The organism is Tenacibaculum sp. IMCC1, from assembly GCF_054906355.1.
This window is the reverse complement of sequence record NZ_CM142818.1, coordinates 2,336,534-2,355,971: the sequence shown is the minus strand read 5'-3', so window position 1 is coordinate 2,355,971 and position 19,438 is coordinate 2,336,534. Positions and strand designations below refer to the sequence as shown.

Genomic DNA, 19,438 nt, shown 5'->3' with positions numbered 1-19,438 from the left:
GTTGTAAAACGGGGATGCCTTTTTTGTTTTTATTAAGCTGAAAATTTAGCTGAAATTTCTTTAGCAGCGTCTCTTAAAGTATCAATTACTTCATCAGTTAATTTCCCTGCTTTTAAAGTATCTAAAGTATCTCTATGCTTCGCATTTAAGTACTCTAAATAATCTTTTTCAAATTCTTTTACCTTGTTTACAGGCACATCTTTTAACAAGTTCTTAGAACCTGCATAAATAATAGCTACCTGATCTTCTACAGTATAAGGATCGTTTTGAGCTTGCTTTAAGATCTCTACGTTACGCTTACCCTTTTCAATTACATTTAAAGTTGCAGCATCTAAGTCAGAACCAAACTTAGCGAATGCTTCTAATTCACGGTACTGAGCTTGATCTAACTTTAGTGTACCAGATACTTTCTTCATTGATTTAATCTGAGCCGAACCTCCTACACGTGATACAGAAATACCTACGTTAATCGCTGGACGAACCCCTGAGTTGAATAAATCAGACTCTAAGAATATCTGACCATCAGTAATCGAAATTACGTTTGTTGGAATATATGCTGAAACGTCTCCTGCTTGAGTTTCAATAATTGGCAATGCAGTCAAAGATCCTCCTCCTTTTACTTTAGATTTTAATGATTCTGGTAAATCATTCATATCTTTTGCAATAGAATCATCAGCAATTACCTTAGCAGCACGTTCTAATAATCTTGAGTGTAAGTAGAATACATCCCCTGGGTAAGCCTCACGCCCTGGAGGTCTTCTTAATAATAAAGATACCTCACGGTAAGCTACTGCTTGCTTAGATAAATCATCATAAACAATTAAAGCTGGTCTACCAGTATCACGGAAATATTCTCCAATTGCAGCTCCTGCAAATGGTGCATATACCTGCATAGGTGCAGGGTCAGATGCATTTGCAGCAACGATAGTTGTATATGCTAACGCTCCTTTTTCTTCTAACATGTTAGCAATTGCTGCTACTGTTGAAGCTTTTTGACCGATAGCTACGTAGATACAGTACACTGGTTGTCCTGCATCATAAAATTCTTTTTGATTTAAGATAGTATCAATAGCAACAGTTGATTTACCTGTTTGACGGTCTCCAATGATTAACTCACGTTGACCACGTCCTACTGGAATCATTGCATCGATAGATTTAATACCTGTTTGCATTGGCTCAGTTACAGGCTCACGGAAGATAACTCCTGGTGCTTTACGCTCTAAAGGCATTTCAAAAGTTTCCCCTTCGATTGGTCCTTTACCATCGATTGGTTGCCCTAAAGTGTTAACAACACGTCCTACAATTCCTTCTCCAGCCTTTAAAGAAGCAATTCTTTCTGTACGTTTTACAGTAGATCCTTCTCTTACTGAAGTAGAAGCTCCTAATAATACAACACCTGCATTATCCTCTTCTAAGTTTAATACGATACCTTCTAATCCGTTATCGAATTCTACTAATTCTCCGTATTGTACGTTAGATAATCCATAAACACGTGCAATACCATCACCTACTTGTAATACAGTCCCTACTTCATTTAATGAAGCTTTAGACTCAAAATTTGTTAATTGTTCCTTTAAAATTGCTGATACTTCAGCTGGTTTAATTGCTGCCATCTTATTTCTTTTGATGTATAATTAAATTTTTGGAATGTAATGACCGTTGTCAAACTCTCTCCTTAACTCATTAAATTGACTAGAGATACTTGCATCATACTGCACATCTCCAACTCGTAAGATAAATCCTCCTAATATCTCTGGATTTACTATATTCTCAATACTTGCATTGTTTCCTGTAAGGGCTACAATTTTAGCTTGTATTTTATCTTCTAACTCTTTTGTTAAAGCTACTGCGGTTGTAACTCTGGCAATTTTTGTGTTCTTATAGTGATCATATATAACTGCATATTGCTTAGCAATAGGGTCTAACATCACCATACGCTTATTTTCCTCTAATAAATTAAACAACCCTTTTACTATGTTGTCTACTTTATCTCCAAAAAGTGCATTTAAAACTTTACGCTTATCTGCAGCTTTAATTACAGGACTTTTAAGCATAACATCTAAATCAGCGCTTTCGGCAATTGTATCTACGATTAACTTCATGTTATCATTTACTAAAGCTTCATTTCCTGATTCTTTAGCTAAATTTAAAATTGCTTTTGCGTAACGTAATGCTGCTCTTGATTCTTTCATCTACTGATTAGTTTAAAGTAACCTCTTCTAACATTCCTTCCACAAGCTTTAATTGTTCATCTTGTGAAGCTAATTCTTTTCTTACTACCTTTTGAGCTATTTCGATAGATAAGTTACCTACTGTTTTCTTTAACTCAGCGATAGCTGCTTGTTGCTCTTGTTTTATTGTAGCTTTTGCATTATCTATCATTATAGTAGTCTGATCCTCTGCTTCTTTTTTAGCATCAGCTATAATTTTATCTTTTATCTCACGAGCTTCTTTCATCATTGCATCTCTCTCTGCTCTGGCTTCTTTTGCTAATCTTTCGTTATCCGCTTGCAAGTTTTGCATTTCCTTACGTGCATTTTCTGCAGCATCTAAAGCACCTTGAATCCCTTCCTCACGCTCATTTAACGCATTTAAAATAGGCTTCCATGCAAACTTTGCCATTATAAAGATTAATAAAGCTAAAATTACTAGTTGCATAAAAAACAACCCTACAGAAAAGTCATTAAATATTCCCATTATTATATATTTTTTGTGTTTTTTTGTTTAATTGTGTAAACAATTCCTGCAACCAACCGTTACAGGAATTTGTTTGTTTTTTGTTGCTTATCCTAAAAGTAAAGCACCGAATGCTAAACCTTCTAATAATGCTCCAATAATAATCATTGCAGTTTGGATTTTACCAGCAGCTTCTGGTTGACGAGCAATAGCTTCCATTGCACTACTACCGATTTTCCCTAATCCTAATCCTGCTCCGATTACGATTAATCCTGCTCCAACTAAATTAAGTGTCATAATAATTGATTTATATATAATTAAACAAATTTTTGATTCTAGTTCTTAGTGATGGTCATGTTCTTCTACCGCCATACCAATAAATAACGATGATAACATGGTAAAAATATAAGCTTGTAGAAAAGCTACCAACAACTCTATAATAGTTAAAAACAAGGTTAAAAAGAAAGAGATTCCTGTTGCTCCCGCTGTTCCAAACTTTGCTTTTAATAAAATCATTAACGCTGCGATACCCATAACTACTGAGTGTCCTGCGGTAATATTCGCAAACAAACGCACAAATAAAGAAAATGGTTTAGTTAACATACCCAACACCTCAATTGGTGCTAATACTAATTTCATTAAGACTGGCACACCTGGCATCCAGAAGATATGTTTCCAATAATCTTTATTTCCGCTAAATTGTACGATAAAAAATGTAAATAAAGCTAAACAAACTGTTACTGCTATTTGACCTGTTACGTTAAAACCTAACGGGGTCAACCCTAATAAGTTTAAAACCCAAATAAAGAAAAACACGGTTAATAAGAACCCCATAAATTTACGGTAATGTTTCTCTCCAATATTAGGACGTGCAATTTCATCTCTTACATATAAAACTAAAGGTTCTAATATACGTGCTACACCTGTTGGTATTGGTCCTTTTTTGTACCCAGAAGCCAAACTTCTAAATCCAAAGAACATTAACAAACCTGCCAAAAACATACCAAACACACTTTTGGTAATAGACAAATCCAATACTTTCTGTGCGTTAGTAGCATGATGCTCCTCATCAAAAGCAACCACTTCTTCACCCGCATTTAATTCATATATTTTACTATGTATTTTCACCAATTTAACATCACCTGCATCCACAACCAATGTACCATCATCGTTATGATGAAATTTTGACGACATGAAAAACTTAATTCCTTTAGTAGTTTTCACTATAACGGGCAATGGAAAGCCTATATGCTTACGCTCTCCTGCATCATTCGTATATGAAAACAAGTTAAAATCATGAGAATCTGCCAAGTGATGCTTAATATAAGCATCTATTGACTCTTTAGTGTTAATTCTACCACTATCATTAGAAGTTGTATCGTCTCCACCTGCAAATGCAGTTAACGATGAAAACACAAGTGTTAAAAGTGTTAAAAACTTGATAGTTTTGTTTGCTACCATCATACCTTTACTAAATATAGATTTTGGGTCTGTAAATTTCGGTGCAAAGGTACACATTTAATTAAAACTACAAACCCTTTTTTTGCTTAGTTTTAAAGAACACCACACATCGCCATAAACAACTCATCTATTTAGTGTTAAGTATTTTTGACAACGCTACAGTTTCGATAGCTAAAAACACCATAATAGGAATTAATAAGGTTGCTTTTTCTGGGTTTGTTAACCCTGCTTCTGAAAAAATACTCTTTTGGAATAGTAGAATAAAAATCCCGAATTTTACCATTAACATTCCTAAATATAAATATCCTGTTTCATTTGGTAAATATCCAAGTACCCATTCTATTAAAGAATAAATTAAAATAGTTGCTATTACATTAAAACAGTATACTTGTAATACAGAAAAAGAAAGTGTTACACCCGCATTAGAAAGCAAAAAACTGTTTAAAAAGAAGCCTCCTATACCTAAAACTAATATAATAGAAGAAAATACTAAAATTCGTTTACTCATTATTATCGGTTATCTTAATTACTTGGCGTATTACAGAGTAAATAGCACCAAAAACTGCTACAAGTGTACAAATTTTTACGTAAAGTTGGTTGTCGTTTGGATATTTTTGGTCTAACCATTTACCTAGCAAACTTCCTAGGTAAATAGTTAATCCCATTTGAAGTGCGATTCCTGTGAATCGTATGTATTTATTAAGCGGTTTTTTCTTTGAGTCCTTGCTCATTTTTATTTAGTTCTTTTACCGCTCCTTTCATGGCACAAGTGGCATTAAATTCTGCTCCTGGTTCTACAGATAATTTTCCTATAATTACATCACCATTAATATTTGCTGAAGATTTTACTGTAAGAGTGTTTGAAACAAAAAGCTCTCCTGAAAACTCTCCTTCTATATCTGCATTAGTACATTCAACTTTTCCTTTAATTAAACCAGTATTTCCAATTATTACTCTTCCTTTAGTTTCTATGGTTCCTTCTAATATTCCATCTATTCTAAAATCTCCTTCTGAAATAATCTCACCTATTATTTTAGTGTTTTTTCCTATAATGTTTCTCTCTGCAACTTTGTTTTCTCCTGTTTTTTTACTCTCTTTACCAAACATATTCGGGGAATTTAAGGGGTTATGCTTTATTTAATAGTTCTATAATTTCTTTTGCTTTTTTACCTTCTTGAGTAGTAGCATAACTAACTGCAACAAACTCTAGCGCTTTTTTATAGGTCTCTTTATCTTGATATTTACCTATCGCCAAGGCTTTTAGAAGTGCGAATTTAGGGATTAAATTTGAATTTTTTAGTGTACTTGAAAATTTATCTATTTCACTAACAACCTCTTCAAATTTATTTTCTTTATATAAATAATATATTTCTTTATACTTATTTAAAACCTCATCTTCTTTCTTCTTTTTAACAAGTTTTTTATCTGGGTTTAAAATTATTTGAGCAAAACTTGTTTCTGGATACTTTTCTAGGATAATGTTCTTATAATCATTTGACTTAGCTACATTTCCTTGCTTTTTATATATTTGATACAAGTGGTAACTTATTGGCAGTTCCAACTTATTATTTATACTCACCTGTCTTAAGCGTTCTAGGTTTTTAATTGCTAGTGTAGTGTTTGTAAACTGCTCTTTATAAATTAGTCCTAATTGATATAATGCATCATTTCGCTCTTTTACAAGGTCATTAATTACATTGTCATCAGTTGGTATAGCTTCAAGATATGTTGAAAGCTCGTATCTTTTGTTGATTTTTATTCCATTAGTATCATCAGACACATCTTCTGTGACGCTAATAGATTTGTCTGATAATCGCCAGTTATCTTCTAGAGGGCGTGTTCCCCATATTTTTTGAAAATCTGCTCTTCCAAATCCTAATGCTTGAGTATTGTAAAAGTACCACTTCCCTTTATTTGCACTATTATTTATAGATACACCGCCTCCAAAACCATTTCCAAAGTTCTGAGCATTGAGCATTTGTTGTCTTTTTTCTTCGTCTTCTTTCTTTATTTTTTCTATATATGTCTCAAAAAAAGAAGTTCTTTCATCTAGCGTCATTCCAACTAAACTAAGAATACTGTCGTTATTTTTAACAGTTTCCTCATATTTTCTTAAAGTTGTTAACCCTTTACTCTTTCTACGAATTCTACGAATTCTTTTTTCTTGATCAAACTCTTTGGAAACCACCTGCAATACGCTATCATAATATGAGCCTGCTAACAAATAATTCTCTTTTTCAAAAGCTATATTTGCCAAGCGTTCATACGCATATGTTTTTTGGTAATTGTTGTTATGCTTCGCTTGTAAAGATTTTTTATAATATTCTGCTGCCGCTTCAGGATTATTTCTCCCTTCTTGAATCACCCCTGCTTGGTAGTATAACTCGTTTAAAAACTTGCGGTTATCAGAGTTTTTAATCAGCTTTCTTAACCTTGCCAACATTAATATTGATGTTGAATCATTTGGAGTATTTTTAGCAAGTTCAATATTTGCTCGAATACGGAACTTGTCTGGTGCTCTTTTAAATTCTGATAATCTTCGAAACACCATTCTTGCTGAATCTTTTCTATCTAATTCGCTGTAAACCTGACCTAACACAAACATATTTCTTGCTGTTTGCTCTTTATTGTAACGTGTTTTAGTTGCTAATTTTAAATAATCTACCATTTTTTGAATGGTATCGGTTTGTTCATATGCCATTGCCATGGCTGTATAAGCTTGTTCTTTTACCGTTTTATTTATTTTTTCTTTCTCATCTAAAACATCTAATAACAACATTAATGTTTCTATAGCTCTTTTTTCATTACCTAGACGAATATTTGTTTTCGCCCTCCAAATTTTTGTTTCATAATTTAAATTTGCTTTTGGATAATTAACTATTACGTAGTTAAAGGCTTCTAATGCTGGAATAAAACGCTGGGTATAATATCTTGATTTACCTAACAATAAATAAGCGTCATCTATCTGGCTATTTTTTTCATAGCCATTAATATTCATTGAATGTGTTTGAACGGCTTTTATTGCTTTTTCTTCTGCTTTTTCAAAAGGAGTTAGGTTTTTGTCTTCTTCACTCTCTTCAGTATTAAATCCTGTACCTGGTGTAAGTACTTTCGTAGCTAACTTACTTTCATCAAAAGTTATAGGTTCTATTTGTAAGCGTTTCCAGAAATTGTCTTCGTGCTTTTCTTGAATTTCTTCAAGTCCTTTTAAATACGCTTGCTCTCCATTAAAAAGCACATTATATTTAGTAGTAACAGCATGGTAACTTCTATTTAAAAAAGCATCCTTTTTAACACTACACGAATACACAATAGCTACTAAAACACTGAATACTATTATATTTACCCCTTTTTTCATATACTATTACTTTTACAGTACAACAACGTAATAATTGTATTTTTTGTACGTAAAGAGGTAAAAATAATAATTATAAGATGATTTTTACCCTGTTTTATGCAGAAAAATAGCTTTCTAATTCTTGCAGGGTTTCTTGCGATGTGCTTATATCTTTTACTACATTTCCTTTATCTAAGACTACTATACGTTCACATACCTCAGTTACATGACTTAAATCGTGACTAGAAACTAGTACAGTTACATCATTATTTTCTGTAAGTTTTTTAATTATTTTTTTTAATCTAATTTGTGTTGTAGGGTCTAAGTTTGCAAAAGGTTCATCTAAAATTATCACTTGTGGATTCCCCATCATTGCAGCTACAATACCTACTTTCTTTTGATTTCCTTTACTTAAGCTTCGTAAGTATTTTTTCTTTCCTAAAATCTCTTCATTAAAAAACTCGTCAAACTGAGCTAAAAAAGCTTTTACATCAGCTTTATTCATCCCGCGTAAATCTCCAACAAAATCAAAATATTCTTCAGGTGTTAGATATCCTATTAAAAAAGTTTCATCTATAAACGACCCTGTAAATGTTTTCCAGTTTTCACTTTTGTTTACAATTACTTCATTATTTACAATCTCTCCTGTAGTTGGTCTAATTAAATCTAATAACAGGTTAAACAAAGTTGTTTTTCCTGCTCCATTATTCCCTACTAACCCAAAAGCTTGTCCGCTTGGAATATTCAACTCTTCTATGTTTAAAACTTGTGTACTTCCGTATGTTTTTGAAATATTATGTATAGATATCATTTTGTTTAGTTTTTGGATTGTTATGATTTTTGACTGAATGCATGTATTACTGCATACTTACTTTTAATGTATCTTTTTTCTATAAAGTTCATAAAGTAATTTTTGAACGCTAATGCTAGTACTCCTGCAATAGCAATTGCTAAAACTCCTGCATTAAAGCTGACAAACTTATTGAAAACCCAGAATAAGAACATAGGAATTCCGATTATGGGAATTATGATTAAAAAATGGGTTGCACTGGTTCCTTGATAATTTGAAAACCCACTTTTATTTAGGTCTATACGTTTTCGGTTAAAAGAACCTGCAAATAACAAAAAGAGCGAGTTAAAACCAATATTAAATATTGCTCCTGCGGTTATCATTAAAAAAATATTTACTCCATAGAAATAAGCATAAGGAATACTCAATAGGTATAATGCTCCTGACATTACAACCATTAAATACCATTTACTTTCTAAGAATTTTCGGTAACGAATATTTTGACTCATAAGCATGTTGTAGTACTCACTATCCCACGCAGGAATAAATTGTCCATAATTTATCGTAAAACCTCCTGTAACAAAAATTGCAGCAAAAACTAAAAAGGCAGGCATTTTCTCTCGATATGTTTCTTGTCCAAAGAAAATAATTCCATAAAAGAGAAATAAAAATGACATAAAAAATACTGTTTTAGTACGTTTATTCCTCCAAATTTGACGGATGTCATTTTTAATAAATGGTGCTACATCTCCTAATCTATCAACAAAAGATAAGTCTGATTCTTTTGCTACTTCTTCTTTACTTTTTATAGCGTCATCTAAATATGCTTTTTCTCTTAATAATTTAAAGTTTACGTAATACAACCCTACTAACAAGATCGTTCCTATTATTGACAAAGCAGGAAAGTTATATGTTGATTGAAAAACAGGAGCAAACACATCATTTACGTTAAACAGCTGGTATTTATTTCCAAAAAACAATATTGCTAGTACAACAATCATTACTCCTAGTGCATAATTGTTTTTATTTATTAAAAAATTTACGTAGTTAGCACTTAACACTAGCATAACCATTAAAAACAACCATCCTAAAACCCCTATAATATCATAGCCTTGACCTATTAATACTATTGAAAAAGGCACATAAAAAAACAACGGCATTATATTGAAGAATGACACTGCTGATTTTCCTAATACAAAATGGACTAACTTTTCTTTTTTTACCGGTAAGTTTAGAAACGGCTTAATGTTTAGTACTGGTAATTTTTGCATTAAGTAGCGAAAAATTAAATCTCCAAGTAGTAAAAAAACAAGAAATCCATTCACAAAAAAAAGTGGATCTGTATTTGGGTATTCTTTTTTAATGAAAAAATACCCTCCTATTCCTATCATTAAAAATGAAACTAGCATATACAATGCAAAAAAGCCCATGATAATTTTTAATGCAATACTTTTTCCGAAATAAGAAGAGCGAAAAAACTGCTTCCACTCTAACTTTAAAAAATGTGCAATCATTTGGTTTTGTATTTGGTTGATTATCTTATTTGTCTTTTTCTACAACTTTTTGTTACATAAAAAAAGCATCAATTTAAAAATTGATGCTTTTCTACCGTTGTTATGATTTATCTTTTATTTTATTTTTAAAGATTTTGCTATTGCTTCTAACTCAAATATAAAATCTCTTTTATTTACTGAAGGTGCATAAGTAAAGCCTTCAAAAACAAGAACACGGTTGTTTTCTTTATCAATTATCGAGTAATTAATAAACGGTCCTGCCATAAAATCATTCTTTACCTCCCATTTACCTCTAGTTTCATAAGCTTTTCTTCCATCAATTTCTGCATCGAAAGTAAATGGTGTATATGCTTGTTCAGTAATCATGTGCATTCCTTCTTTACTTCCTGGAATATATTTTTTACCAATCGTATCGCGCATTCTTGTTATATTATCTTCTACTTTGCTTTCATCTTCTAATGGATAACTATACACTAAAATGTTGTTGGTTCCATCTCCTCTTGCTATTCCGCTTTTTAAGTGTTGACGTAACCATAAAAAGTCTCCCGTATCTTCAACAAGTTTAAACCTTTCAGGAATGGTTAATGAAATACCTAATTTTTTTATTGTTTTGAATTGGCTTTCATCTAATTTTTCTTTTTTAAAAATGTTTTGAGTAAATTTTACATCTTCATCTTTAAATAGTTTAATAATCTCTTTTCCTCTGTTGCGAATCAAGTCAACCAAAGCTCCTTTACTTTTAGCTGTTGCATAAACTAAAATTTGAGGTTCAGCATATTTGTTTTTTTCTACTGCTATTTTTTCTTTTTCTCCTTCTCTAAGAATCAAAACAGCTCTTGCATTCCTTATAAAACCTTTAAATCCTATAGGATCTATTTGTCCTACTGAAAGTAATGTTTCAGGCTGTGGTAATCCTACCTGATGCTCCCCAAAAACAGAGCGAATTTCGTCACCAATTTTACCTTCCCAATCATTTCCTTTAATTACTACTAATATTTTATTAGTATTTCCATTTGATGTTGGTAAAACATAGTCGCTTTTCTCTCCTTTATTTTTACACGAAACTGTTATAAAAATCAGGGCAAATAATGCTATTAGTTTATTCATAGTTTGTGGTGTTTAGTAGTTGTTTTTTAGCTTTTAAATATTTTAAGTTTCATTCCTGGTTTCAAACTCTTAACACTCCAAATATTGTTCCATTTTTTAATTTCATCAACAGAAACTGATGGATATTTTTTTGAAATAGTCCATAATGAATCTCCTTCTTTAACAACATACACCTCATGCTTACCTGTTGGTGCTTTATATTTTTTCTTTGAAACCTTCTTTGGAACAGCCATTCTTTTAGGATAAACACTTAATCTCTGACCTATTTTTAAATGATGTGTGCGTAAACCATTCCAACGTTTAATATCACTTACTCGTACTCCAAATTTATTAGCTATTTTACCTAAATAATCTCCACTTCGAACTCTGTAACGAATACGTTTATCCATTTCAAAATACTTTGGTAATGGCTTTTCTCTTTTAGCGTCATCTTCATTTGCTAAAGCATATATTTCTTTTTCCTTTTCTAAGAAGTCCATTAAGTTTCTTCGAGGTAATCGAACTGCATAATTTTTTTCTTTTACATATGGAATAATATCTAGCTTATACGACGGGTTTAGAAACGCTAATAAATCAGAATCTATCCCTGTTTTTTCTGAAATCTGATCAAAACTAATGGTTCTTTTTACACGAACTGTATCTGTCTCAAAATTGAAGATTTTCGGTGCTTCAGGGTAAATATGGTGCTTTTCTGCATACTCAAAAATATACATCGTTGCATAAAATGCTGGTACATACCCTGCTGTTTCACGAGGCAAAAAAGGGCGGATATTCCAATAGTTTTTATATCCTCCAGAACGCTTTATTGCCTTTGATACATTTCCTGGACCCGAATTATATGCTGCTAAAGCTAAATCCCAATCACCAAAAATTTTATATAGTTGACTTAAGTATTGACAAGCTGCTTTTGTTGATTTTACTGGATCTTGACGTTCATCTACATACGAATTTACTTTCAAATCAAACTGAACACCTGTTCCATACATAAACTGCCATAAACCTGTAGCTCCCACCCAAGAACGAGCGTCTGGTCTTAATGCTGACTCAACAATAGCCAAATATTTCATTTCTAACGGAATATCATATTGATCTAAGTATTGCTCAAACATTGGAAAATAATATTGAGCACGAGCCATTAATGCTGGATAGTATTTTTTTCGGTATTTTAAATAACTGTTTATTACTTTTTCTAACGCAGGATTATACTCTAAATGAAACGGTGTTTTTACGTTTAGGTCTTGTAATCTTTTCTTTAATAAATCTGTTGTTAGAATTGTGGTTGTATTTCCTAAAATATCTTTATCGTTAATTACATATTGAATACTGTCAAACAACGATGAATTAAATTTTTCTTCAATCAATAAGCTATCAATCATCTTTAAATCTTCTGTAGAAAATAGCTCTTGGTTTTGCGATAAATTTATAGAGTCATTTACCACAACATCAATACTGTCTTTAGCTATAAAAAGACTATCAACAGGTTGTTGCGCAAAAATTGAAGTTGTAAAAAGTAGTAGTGTTAGTAATTTCTTCATGTTGGTTTTATAAATCTAATTCAACTGCAATTGGGCAATGATCTGAATGCTTTGCTTCTGGTAAAATATACGCTCTTGAAATTTTATCTTTTAATGGTTCGGTTACCATGTTGTAATCAATACGCCAACCTTTATTATTCGCTCTTGCATTTGCTCGATAACTCCACCAAGAATACTCTTGTTTTTCTGGGTGCAAGTGGCGGAAACTATCAATAAATCCACTATTGATAAACTTCCCTAGCCATTCACGCTCTTCTGGTAAAAACCCAGATACTCCTTTCATTTTCGGGTTGTGAATATCTATTTCTTCATGACAGATGTTGTAATCTCCACAAATAACCAAGTTAGGAATTTCTTTTCTTAACTCTGTAGCATAGGTTAAAATTTCATCCATGTAGTTGAACTTATAGTCTAATCGAGCACTATTAGTTCCTGAAGGTAAATACATACTCATTACAGAGACCTCATCAAAATCTACACGAAGATTTCTCCCTTCAAAATCCATAGATTCTATTCCTGTACCATACTCTACATGGTTTGGTTCTTCTTTACAAAAAATTGCTACTGATGAATACCCTTTTTTCTCTGCTGAAAACCAATAATGGTATGGATACCCAGCGTTTTCAAACTCAGTTACATCTAATTGTTCTTTATGAGCTTTGGTTTCTTGAATACATATTACATCAGGGTTCGCTGCTTGTAACCAATCGATAAACCCTTTTTTTAATGCTGCTCTAATTCCGTTTACGTTGTATGAGATTATTTTCATCTATTTTTAAAATACAAAAACGTAAAGCTTAACACTTTACGTCTTTTTTTTATCCTATAATTTTGTTAAATATTCATTTCTGGAATGTCTCCTTCGACCACTAAAGTTCCTTCTGTAGCTGCTTTAATTTCTTCTACAGATACTCCCGGTGCTCTTTCTAATAAGTAAAATTTACTGTCTTTAATTTCTAATACCGCTAGGTTGGTTACAATTTTAGTTACACAACCTACACCTGTTAATGGTAAGGAACATTTTTTAAGTAGCTTCGACTCTCCTCTTTTATTGGTATGCATCATTGCTACAATAATGTTATCGGCAGAGGCTACTAAATCCATTGCCCCCCCCATACCTTTTACCATTTTTCCTGGTATTTTCCAGTTTGCTATATCTCCATTTTCAGCTACTTCCATAGCTCCTAAAATAGTTAAGTGAACATGTTTACCACGAATCATTGAAAAGCTAGTAGCAGAATCAAAAAAACTAGCTCCTGGCATAGTTGTTATAGTTTGTTTTCCTGCATTGATAATATCAGCATCTTCTTCTCCTTCAAAAGGAAAAGGTCCCATACCTAACACTCCATTTTCTGATTGAAACTCTACTTCAATATCATCACGAACAAAATTGGCTACTAATGTTGGAATTCCGATACCAAGGTTTACATAATATCCGTCTTTTACTTCTTTTGCGATTCTTTTCGCTATTCCGTTTTTATCTAACATTTTTAATTTGAAAATTTGTTGATTTGAAAATTTTATAATTACTTCTTTTTTGAAGAAGCTATTATTTTACTTATTATCTTAATAATTGTTTTCAAATCTGTTAGTAACTTCTTTTTTGGGCTTGGGTAAAATTCTGATTGTTCACACAATAATAACCAATACTCCAATTCATCAGCTTCTTTCGCTGAAATTTTAAATTTATGAATAAAATCTGCTTTACTTTCTGCATTTTGTGCTTCTCTAATATTGGCTCCTATTGATGTTCCACTTCTAAAAACCTGAGATGCCATCTCATAACGATGTAAAGCTCTTATTTCTTCTGAAAACTTGATGATTTCAAGAGATAACTCAAAAGTTAATTTTACAATTAAGTTTTCTTTATCACTTCTCATTGTTACATCTTCAAATTTTCAAATTGATTCATTAAAAACTAATCTCGTTTGCGAACAGTTCGTTGTTCAATTCTCTTCTCATATTTTTCTCCTTGGAAAATGCGTTGTACAAAAATTCCTGGAATATGAATTTGATTTGGATCTAATTCTCCTACTGGAACTAACTCTTCAACCTCAGCAACTGTAATTGTAGCTGCCCCACACATATTAGGGTTAAAGTTTCTAGAAGTCCCTTTAAAAATTAAGTTTCCAGCAGCATCACCTTTCCATGCTTTTACAAAAGCAAAGTCTGCTTTAAATGCTGGTTCCAGTACATACATTTTTCCATCAAACTCACGAGTTTCTTTTCCTTCTGCTACCTCTGTTCCATAACCCGCTGGGGTATAAAATGCTGGAAAACCTGCTTGTGCTGCTCTACATTTTTCGGCTAAAGTTCCTTGAGGTGTTAATTCTACTTCTAATTCTCCAGATAACATTTGACGCTCAAATTCATCATTTTCTCCTACATAAGAAGAAATCATTTTCTTTATCTGACGATTTTGCAATAACAACCCTAAGCCAAAATCATCAACTCCTGCGTTATTAGAAATACAAGTAACATTTTTTACTCCTATTTTTACTAACTCAGCAATAGCATTTTCAGGTATTCCGCATAAACCGAACCCTCCTAACATAAAGGTCATTCCATCTTGCACACCTTGCAATGCTTCTTGTACGTTATTTACTTTTTTATTTATCATTATAGTTGTTGTTTTAAGCTTTATCCTACTAGGTGAGATTTTAAATACTTTACAATTTACTAAAAATCCGTATCGTCTGGTACTGTTTCTTCTTCTCCTTCTTTAGGTTCTCCAACTTTTGAACAGTCTAAATTAATACTTATATCTTTAGGTTTTTCAAAATTTCCTTTACTAACCTCTAGCGTTTTATCTTCATAGCATTTTCTCATAAATATTCCCCATGTTGGTAGTGACATTGTTGCCCCTTGACCATATCTTAGTCCTGCAAAGTGTGTTGCTCTATCTTCTCCTCCTGTCCATACTCCAGTTACTAAGTTTGGCACCATTCCCATAAACCAACCATCTGATTGATTTTGTGTTGTACCTGTTTTACCTGCAATAGGATTCGTAAATTTATAAGGGAAACCTGTTACTGCATCTCCTCCTGATGTCCATGTTGATCTTAAACGAGCTCCGGAACCTACTTGAGTTACTCCTTTCATTAAATCTAAAATCACATAAGCTGACTCTTCACTTAACACTTCTTTTGTCTCAGGAACAAACTCTTCTAAAACTGTTCCGTTTTTATCTTCAATTCGAGTAACCATTAGTGGACTAACACGTAACCCTTTATTAGCAAAAGTTGAATATGCACTAACCATTTCTAATAAAGATAAATCTATCGCTCCTAACGCAATAGAAGGATTTGCTTCTAATTTAGATTGTATTCCTGAAGACTCTGCTAGTCGAACTACATTTATAGGTGAGACTTTATCAATTAATTGTGCTGTAATCACATTTACTGATTTTGCTAAGGCGTCTTTTAATGTTAATTCTCCTCCGTATTTACCTCCTGCATTTTTTGGTGTCCAATCTTCTGGCATTCCATATTTTTCCTTCGGAATGGTGTATGGTGTGTTTGGTAATTTATCACAAGGTGACATTTTTAATTGATTAATTGCAGTAGCATATACAAAAGGTTTAAATGTAGAACCTACTTGACGCTTTTGTTGCTCAACTGCATCATATTTAAAGTATCTATGATTAATTCCTCCAACCCATGCTTTAATGTGACCTGTTTGAGGTTCAATAGACACCAAACCTGAACGCAAGAAGTGTTTATAATGACGTATTGAGTCATAAGGAGTCATTACTGTATCACGTTCACCTTTCCACGTAAAAATACGCATATCAGTAGCTGTGTTAAACACCTTATCTATTTCTTTTTCAGACTTACCTGCTGCTTTCATTCGCTTATAACGGTCTGAATTTTGCTTTGCTCTTCTTATTATTTTTTCTATGTCCTTTTTCCCTATATCATAAAAAGGAGCTTTTTTATTTCTTTTTTGTTCTTTATCAAAATATGATTGAAGGTTTTCCATGTGTTCATAAACCGCTTCTTCAGCATATTTTTGCATACGAGAATCTATAGTAGTGTAAATTTTTAATCCATCTCTATAAATATTATACTCTTCTCCATTTGGTTTTGGGTTTTCTTTAACCCACTCTTTTAAGATACTTCTTAAATGCTCTCTAAAATATGTTGCTAAACCGTCACTATGCCCTTCTCTGTTTATATTAAGTCCTAGACCTAATTTTTGTAATGAGTCTTTTTGTTTTAAAGTAATAAACTCACTTCTATTCATTTGCTTTAAAACAACATTCCTTCGTTGTTTTACCATCTCTTTTCTCCTTAAAGGATTAAAAAGGGAAGAGTTTTTAAGCATTCCTACTAGCATTGCTGATTCTTCTACGTCTAACTCCTTAGGTTCTTTTCCAAAATAAATTCGAGCTGCTGAACGAACACCTACTGCTTGATTTAAGAAATCATATTTATTCAAATACATGGTTATGATTTCTTCTTTAGTATATTGACGCTCTAACTTAACAGCTACTACCCATTCTTTCACCTTTTGGAGTACTCTTTTAAAAATGTTTCGAGAGGCTTTTTTCGTAAACAGCATTTTTGCTAGCTGTTGGGTTATTGTACTCGCTCCTCCACTTCCTGGTTTTAAAATAGCTCTTGCTGTTCCTCTAAAATCAATTCCTGAATGTTCATAAAAGCGCTCATCTTCTGTTGCAACTAACGCTTTTACCATATTTTGTGGAATGTCTTTATATTTTATAGGTGTTCTGTTTTCAACAGCATACTTACCTAAAGTTTTACCATCAGCTGAAATAATTTCTGTAGCTAAATTATTCTCTGGGTTTTCTAATTCTTCAAAAGTAGGTAGCGCACCAAACACTCCCCAAGAAGCTAGTAAAAATAGTAGGCAAACAAATAAGAATCCTCCTAAAATGATACTCCAAAACCATTTAATGTACTTACTAAAATTTGTTGTTTTTTTCTCTGTCATTACTTTATTTTTTCTATTCTAAACCCTACATGAGTAATTCCTTCTAATTCTTCAATTCCTTCTAATTCTCCATTTTTTCGCATGGCTTGTCTAACTTTAAAAGTATATTCTCCTTTTCGAGGAAACGTTATGTTTTCTTTATAAAAAAGTTTATTTTCTTTAATGTCTGTAAAACCTTGTCCTAAAAATTTCCCTGTAACATCTGCCATATCATATTCCAATGTATCTATGATTATTTGTCCGTCAGGAAAATTCATTTGCGTAATTAAAAAAAGATTGCTGTATGCATAATCTTTATTATTTCTAAGGTTTATAAAAAGATTTTTCTTACCAATAGAGTCATTAATTGGAAATGTAAACTGTATTGCATTTTTTTTATTCCATGAGCTTTTAGGAAGCGCAATATAATTGTCAAACTCACTATTTGAGTCGCATGAAGCTAATAGTATGGCTACTAAAAAAATGATGCCAATTTTACTTCTCATTATTGGTATTGTTTTTATTATCGCTATTATTTCTTTTTCGTTGATTGTTGTTTTTTCTTCTGGGATTTCTCGGTTTTTTTTGTTGTCCTTGTGGTTTATCAGTTGTTTTACTTTCTGGTTTTGGCTTTCTAGTTTTTGGATTGTTTTTAGGTCTTGGTTTCCTATTATCAACTCTCTTTTTTTCTGTTTTTTGGCCTCCTTCAGTTTTTTCCGTTTTTCCTTGTGGTTTTTTCTTTTGCCTTTTATTTGTTTGTGACTGTTTATCTACTTCCGCTTTATTTGCTGGTTTTCTTTTTCTACGCCTACTGTTTTTACGACTTTTTTTAGGTGCATCAAAACGCGTTAAACTATCTTGACCTACAACATTCTCAAAATCGACAGAAACCTCTTCTGCTATCTCCAATTCATATTCTTCTAACGGTAACGCAAGTTCATTATTTTTGTTTAATTCTATAATCTCTTGAACTTGATCTAACGATAGTTTATACCATTTAAAACTTTCCTCTTTGTAGGTATACCAAAGTAATTTTTTGAATATGTCCATTTTAACGAAAACAGCATCTCCTTTTTCTGTTTTTAGCACTTTATCTTGCTTCGGAAAGCTTTGTAATGCATCTAAATACGTGTCTAATTCGTAGTTTAAACAACACTTTAGTTTACCACACTGTCCTGCTAACTTTAATGGGTTTAATGACAGTTGCTGATAACGGGCTGCTGCTGTATTTACTTTTCTAAAGTCGGTTAACCAAGTAGAGCAACATAGTTCTCTACCGCAAGAACCAATTCCACCTAAACGAGCTGCTTCTTGGCGCATTCCTACCTGACGCATTTCTACTCGTATAGAAAAAGCACTAGCTAAGTCACGAATTAACTGACGAAAGTCTACACGTTCGTCTGCTGTATAATAAAAAGTAGCTTTGGTTCCGTCTCCTTGATATTCAACATCAGAAAGTTTCATTTTTAAGCCTAAACGGCTAATTATTTCTCTTCCTTTTCGTTGTGTTTCTAACTCTCTTCCTCTGGCTTCTTGCCAAACATCAATATCTTTTTGAGATGCCTTTCTGTAAATTTTCTTTACATCATCACTATCTGCAGTAATTTTTCTTTTTTTCATTTGAACTCTTACTAGCTCTCCTGCTAAAGAAACAATACCAACATCGTGCCCTGAAGATCCTTCAACTGCAACCACATCTCCCATGGAAAGGGTTAAGTTTTCAGGATTTTTATAAAAGTGTTTTCGTCCATTTTTAAAACGGACTTCAAAAATATTAAATGGTGCTTCACCTGAAGGTAAAGTCATATTTGATAACCAATCAAAAACAGCGAGCTTATTTCCACTTCCACATGTACCTGTAGCACAATTTCCGTTACTCTTACAGCCATTTGGCACACCGCTTTTGTTAGTTGAGCAACTGCTACAACTCATACGATAATATATTTTTTTGAAATATTTTTTAAACCTGTGGTATTTACAGTATCAAAAAATATTTTTATTATTTGATTTTCAGCTGTATAAAATTTACTTTATAACAACTATCCTTAATCTGTAAAGATACATATTCTAATGAAAAGTGGAA

20 protein-coding genes are annotated in these 19,438 nt (G+C 32.3%); all 20 read right to left on the bottom strand.

The features are described 5' to 3' along the window. Positions 1 to 32: 32 nt before the first annotated feature. Positions 33 to 1,613 (bottom strand): F0F1 ATP synthase subunit alpha, encoded by a 1,581-nt coding sequence (gene atpA, locus ACXIHB_RS11035; protein ID WP_047788151.1) that lies wholly within the window; start codon positions 1,611 to 1,613, stop codon positions 33 to 35. 21 nt (positions 1,614 to 1,634) lie between these two features. After that, the gene (atpH, locus tag ACXIHB_RS11030) at positions 1,635 to 2,192 is read right to left on the bottom strand and encodes an ATP synthase F1 subunit delta (RefSeq protein ID WP_047788150.1); all 558 of its coding nucleotides are present in this window, start codon (positions 2,190 to 2,192) and stop codon (positions 1,635 to 1,637) included. A 7-nt stretch (positions 2,193 to 2,199) separates the two neighbouring features. Next, positions 2,200 to 2,697: a F0F1 ATP synthase subunit B gene (locus tag ACXIHB_RS11025; RefSeq protein ID WP_047788149.1), complete on the bottom strand. Its 498-nt coding sequence runs from the start codon at positions 2,695 to 2,697 to the stop codon at positions 2,200 to 2,202. A gap of 87 nt (positions 2,698 to 2,784) precedes the next feature. Then, on the bottom strand, positions 2,785 to 2,973 hold the full coding sequence (atpE, locus tag ACXIHB_RS11020; RefSeq protein ID WP_028891526.1) for an ATP synthase F0 subunit C: 189 nt from the start codon (positions 2,971 to 2,973) through the stop codon (positions 2,785 to 2,787). 45 nt (positions 2,974 to 3,018) lie between these two features. Further along, positions 3,019 to 4,140 carry a F0F1 ATP synthase subunit A gene (gene atpB, locus ACXIHB_RS11015; protein WP_047788369.1) on the bottom strand — a complete coding sequence of 374 codons (1,122 nt, stop codon included), beginning with the start codon at positions 4,138 to 4,140 and terminating at the stop codon, positions 3,019 to 3,021. Positions 4,141 to 4,264: 124 nt separating this feature from the next. Then, positions 4,265 to 4,645 (bottom strand): DUF6168 family protein, encoded by a 381-nt coding sequence (locus ACXIHB_RS11010; protein ID WP_073182425.1) that lies wholly within the window; start codon positions 4,643 to 4,645, stop codon positions 4,265 to 4,267. Then, positions 4,638 to 4,868, bottom strand: coding sequence for an AtpZ/AtpI family protein (locus ACXIHB_RS11005; RefSeq protein WP_462098252.1), 231 nt, complete (start codon positions 4,866 to 4,868; stop codon positions 4,638 to 4,640). The genes ACXIHB_RS11010 and ACXIHB_RS11005 overlap by 8 nt, the downstream gene beginning before the upstream one ends. After that, a complete protein-coding gene (locus ACXIHB_RS11000) occupies positions 4,837 to 5,244 on the bottom strand; it encodes a bactofilin family protein (RefSeq protein WP_047788147.1) in 408 nt (135 codons plus the stop codon). Before ACXIHB_RS11000 ends, ACXIHB_RS11005 begins: the two co-directional genes overlap by 32 nt. A gap of 19 nt (positions 5,245 to 5,263) precedes the next feature. Beyond that, positions 5,264 to 7,495 (bottom strand): type IX secretion system periplasmic lipoprotein PorW/SprE, encoded by a 2,232-nt coding sequence (gene porW, locus ACXIHB_RS10995; protein ID WP_462098251.1) that lies wholly within the window; start codon positions 7,493 to 7,495, stop codon positions 5,264 to 5,266. Positions 7,496 to 7,589: 94 nt separating this feature from the next. Continuing rightward, positions 7,590 to 8,285 (bottom strand): ABC transporter ATP-binding protein, encoded by a 696-nt coding sequence (locus tag ACXIHB_RS10990; protein WP_167712545.1) that lies wholly within the window; start codon positions 8,283 to 8,285, stop codon positions 7,590 to 7,592. A gap of 20 nt (positions 8,286 to 8,305) precedes the next feature. Next, positions 8,306 to 9,778: a DUF5687 family protein gene (locus tag ACXIHB_RS10985; protein ID WP_167712546.1), complete on the bottom strand. Its 1,473-nt coding sequence runs from the start codon at positions 9,776 to 9,778 to the stop codon at positions 8,306 to 8,308. 114 nt (positions 9,779 to 9,892) lie between these two features. After that, complete coding sequence (locus ACXIHB_RS10980) at positions 9,893 to 10,885, bottom strand: DUF4837 family protein (protein ID WP_073182420.1); 993 nt, start codon at positions 10,883 to 10,885, stop codon at positions 9,893 to 9,895. Positions 10,886 to 10,911: 26 nt separating this feature from the next. Continuing rightward, positions 10,912 to 12,420, bottom strand: a complete 1,509-nt coding sequence (locus ACXIHB_RS10975; RefSeq protein ID WP_073182419.1) for a lytic transglycosylase domain-containing protein — start codon at positions 12,418 to 12,420, stop codon at positions 10,912 to 10,914. A gap of 7 nt (positions 12,421 to 12,427) precedes the next feature. Further along, positions 12,428 to 13,189 carry an exodeoxyribonuclease III gene (locus ACXIHB_RS10970; protein ID WP_047788142.1) on the bottom strand — a complete coding sequence of 254 codons (762 nt, stop codon included), beginning with the start codon at positions 13,187 to 13,189 and terminating at the stop codon, positions 12,428 to 12,430. A 65-nt stretch (positions 13,190 to 13,254) separates the two neighbouring features. Then, a complete protein-coding gene (locus tag ACXIHB_RS10965) occupies positions 13,255 to 13,908 on the bottom strand; it encodes a 3-oxoacid CoA-transferase subunit B (RefSeq protein ID WP_253055527.1) in 654 nt (217 codons plus the stop codon). 38 nt (positions 13,909 to 13,946) lie between these two features. Beyond that, positions 13,947 to 14,300, bottom strand: a complete 354-nt coding sequence (locus ACXIHB_RS10960; protein WP_125343996.1) for a four helix bundle protein — start codon at positions 14,298 to 14,300, stop codon at positions 13,947 to 13,949. Between the two features lie 38 nt (positions 14,301 to 14,338). Beyond that, entirely contained in the window at positions 14,339 to 15,040 is a 702-nt protein-coding gene (locus tag ACXIHB_RS10955; protein ID WP_462098250.1) for a CoA transferase subunit A, read from the bottom strand. Positions 15,041 to 15,099: 59 nt separating this feature from the next. After that, a complete protein-coding gene (locus tag ACXIHB_RS10950; RefSeq protein ID WP_462098249.1) occupies positions 15,100 to 17,376 on the bottom strand; it encodes a penicillin-binding protein 1A in 2,277 nt (758 codons plus the stop codon). Next, positions 17,376 to 17,861, bottom strand: coding sequence for a gliding motility lipoprotein GldH (locus ACXIHB_RS10945; RefSeq protein ID WP_047788138.1), 486 nt, complete (start codon positions 17,859 to 17,861; stop codon positions 17,376 to 17,378). The genes ACXIHB_RS10950 and ACXIHB_RS10945 overlap by 1 nt, the downstream gene beginning before the upstream one ends. Beyond that, entirely contained in the window at positions 17,851 to 19,287 is a 1,437-nt protein-coding gene (locus tag ACXIHB_RS10940) for a PSP1 domain-containing protein (protein WP_462098248.1), read from the bottom strand. Before ACXIHB_RS10940 ends, ACXIHB_RS10945 begins: the two co-directional genes overlap by 11 nt. Positions 19,288 to 19,438: the final 151 nt, after the last annotated feature.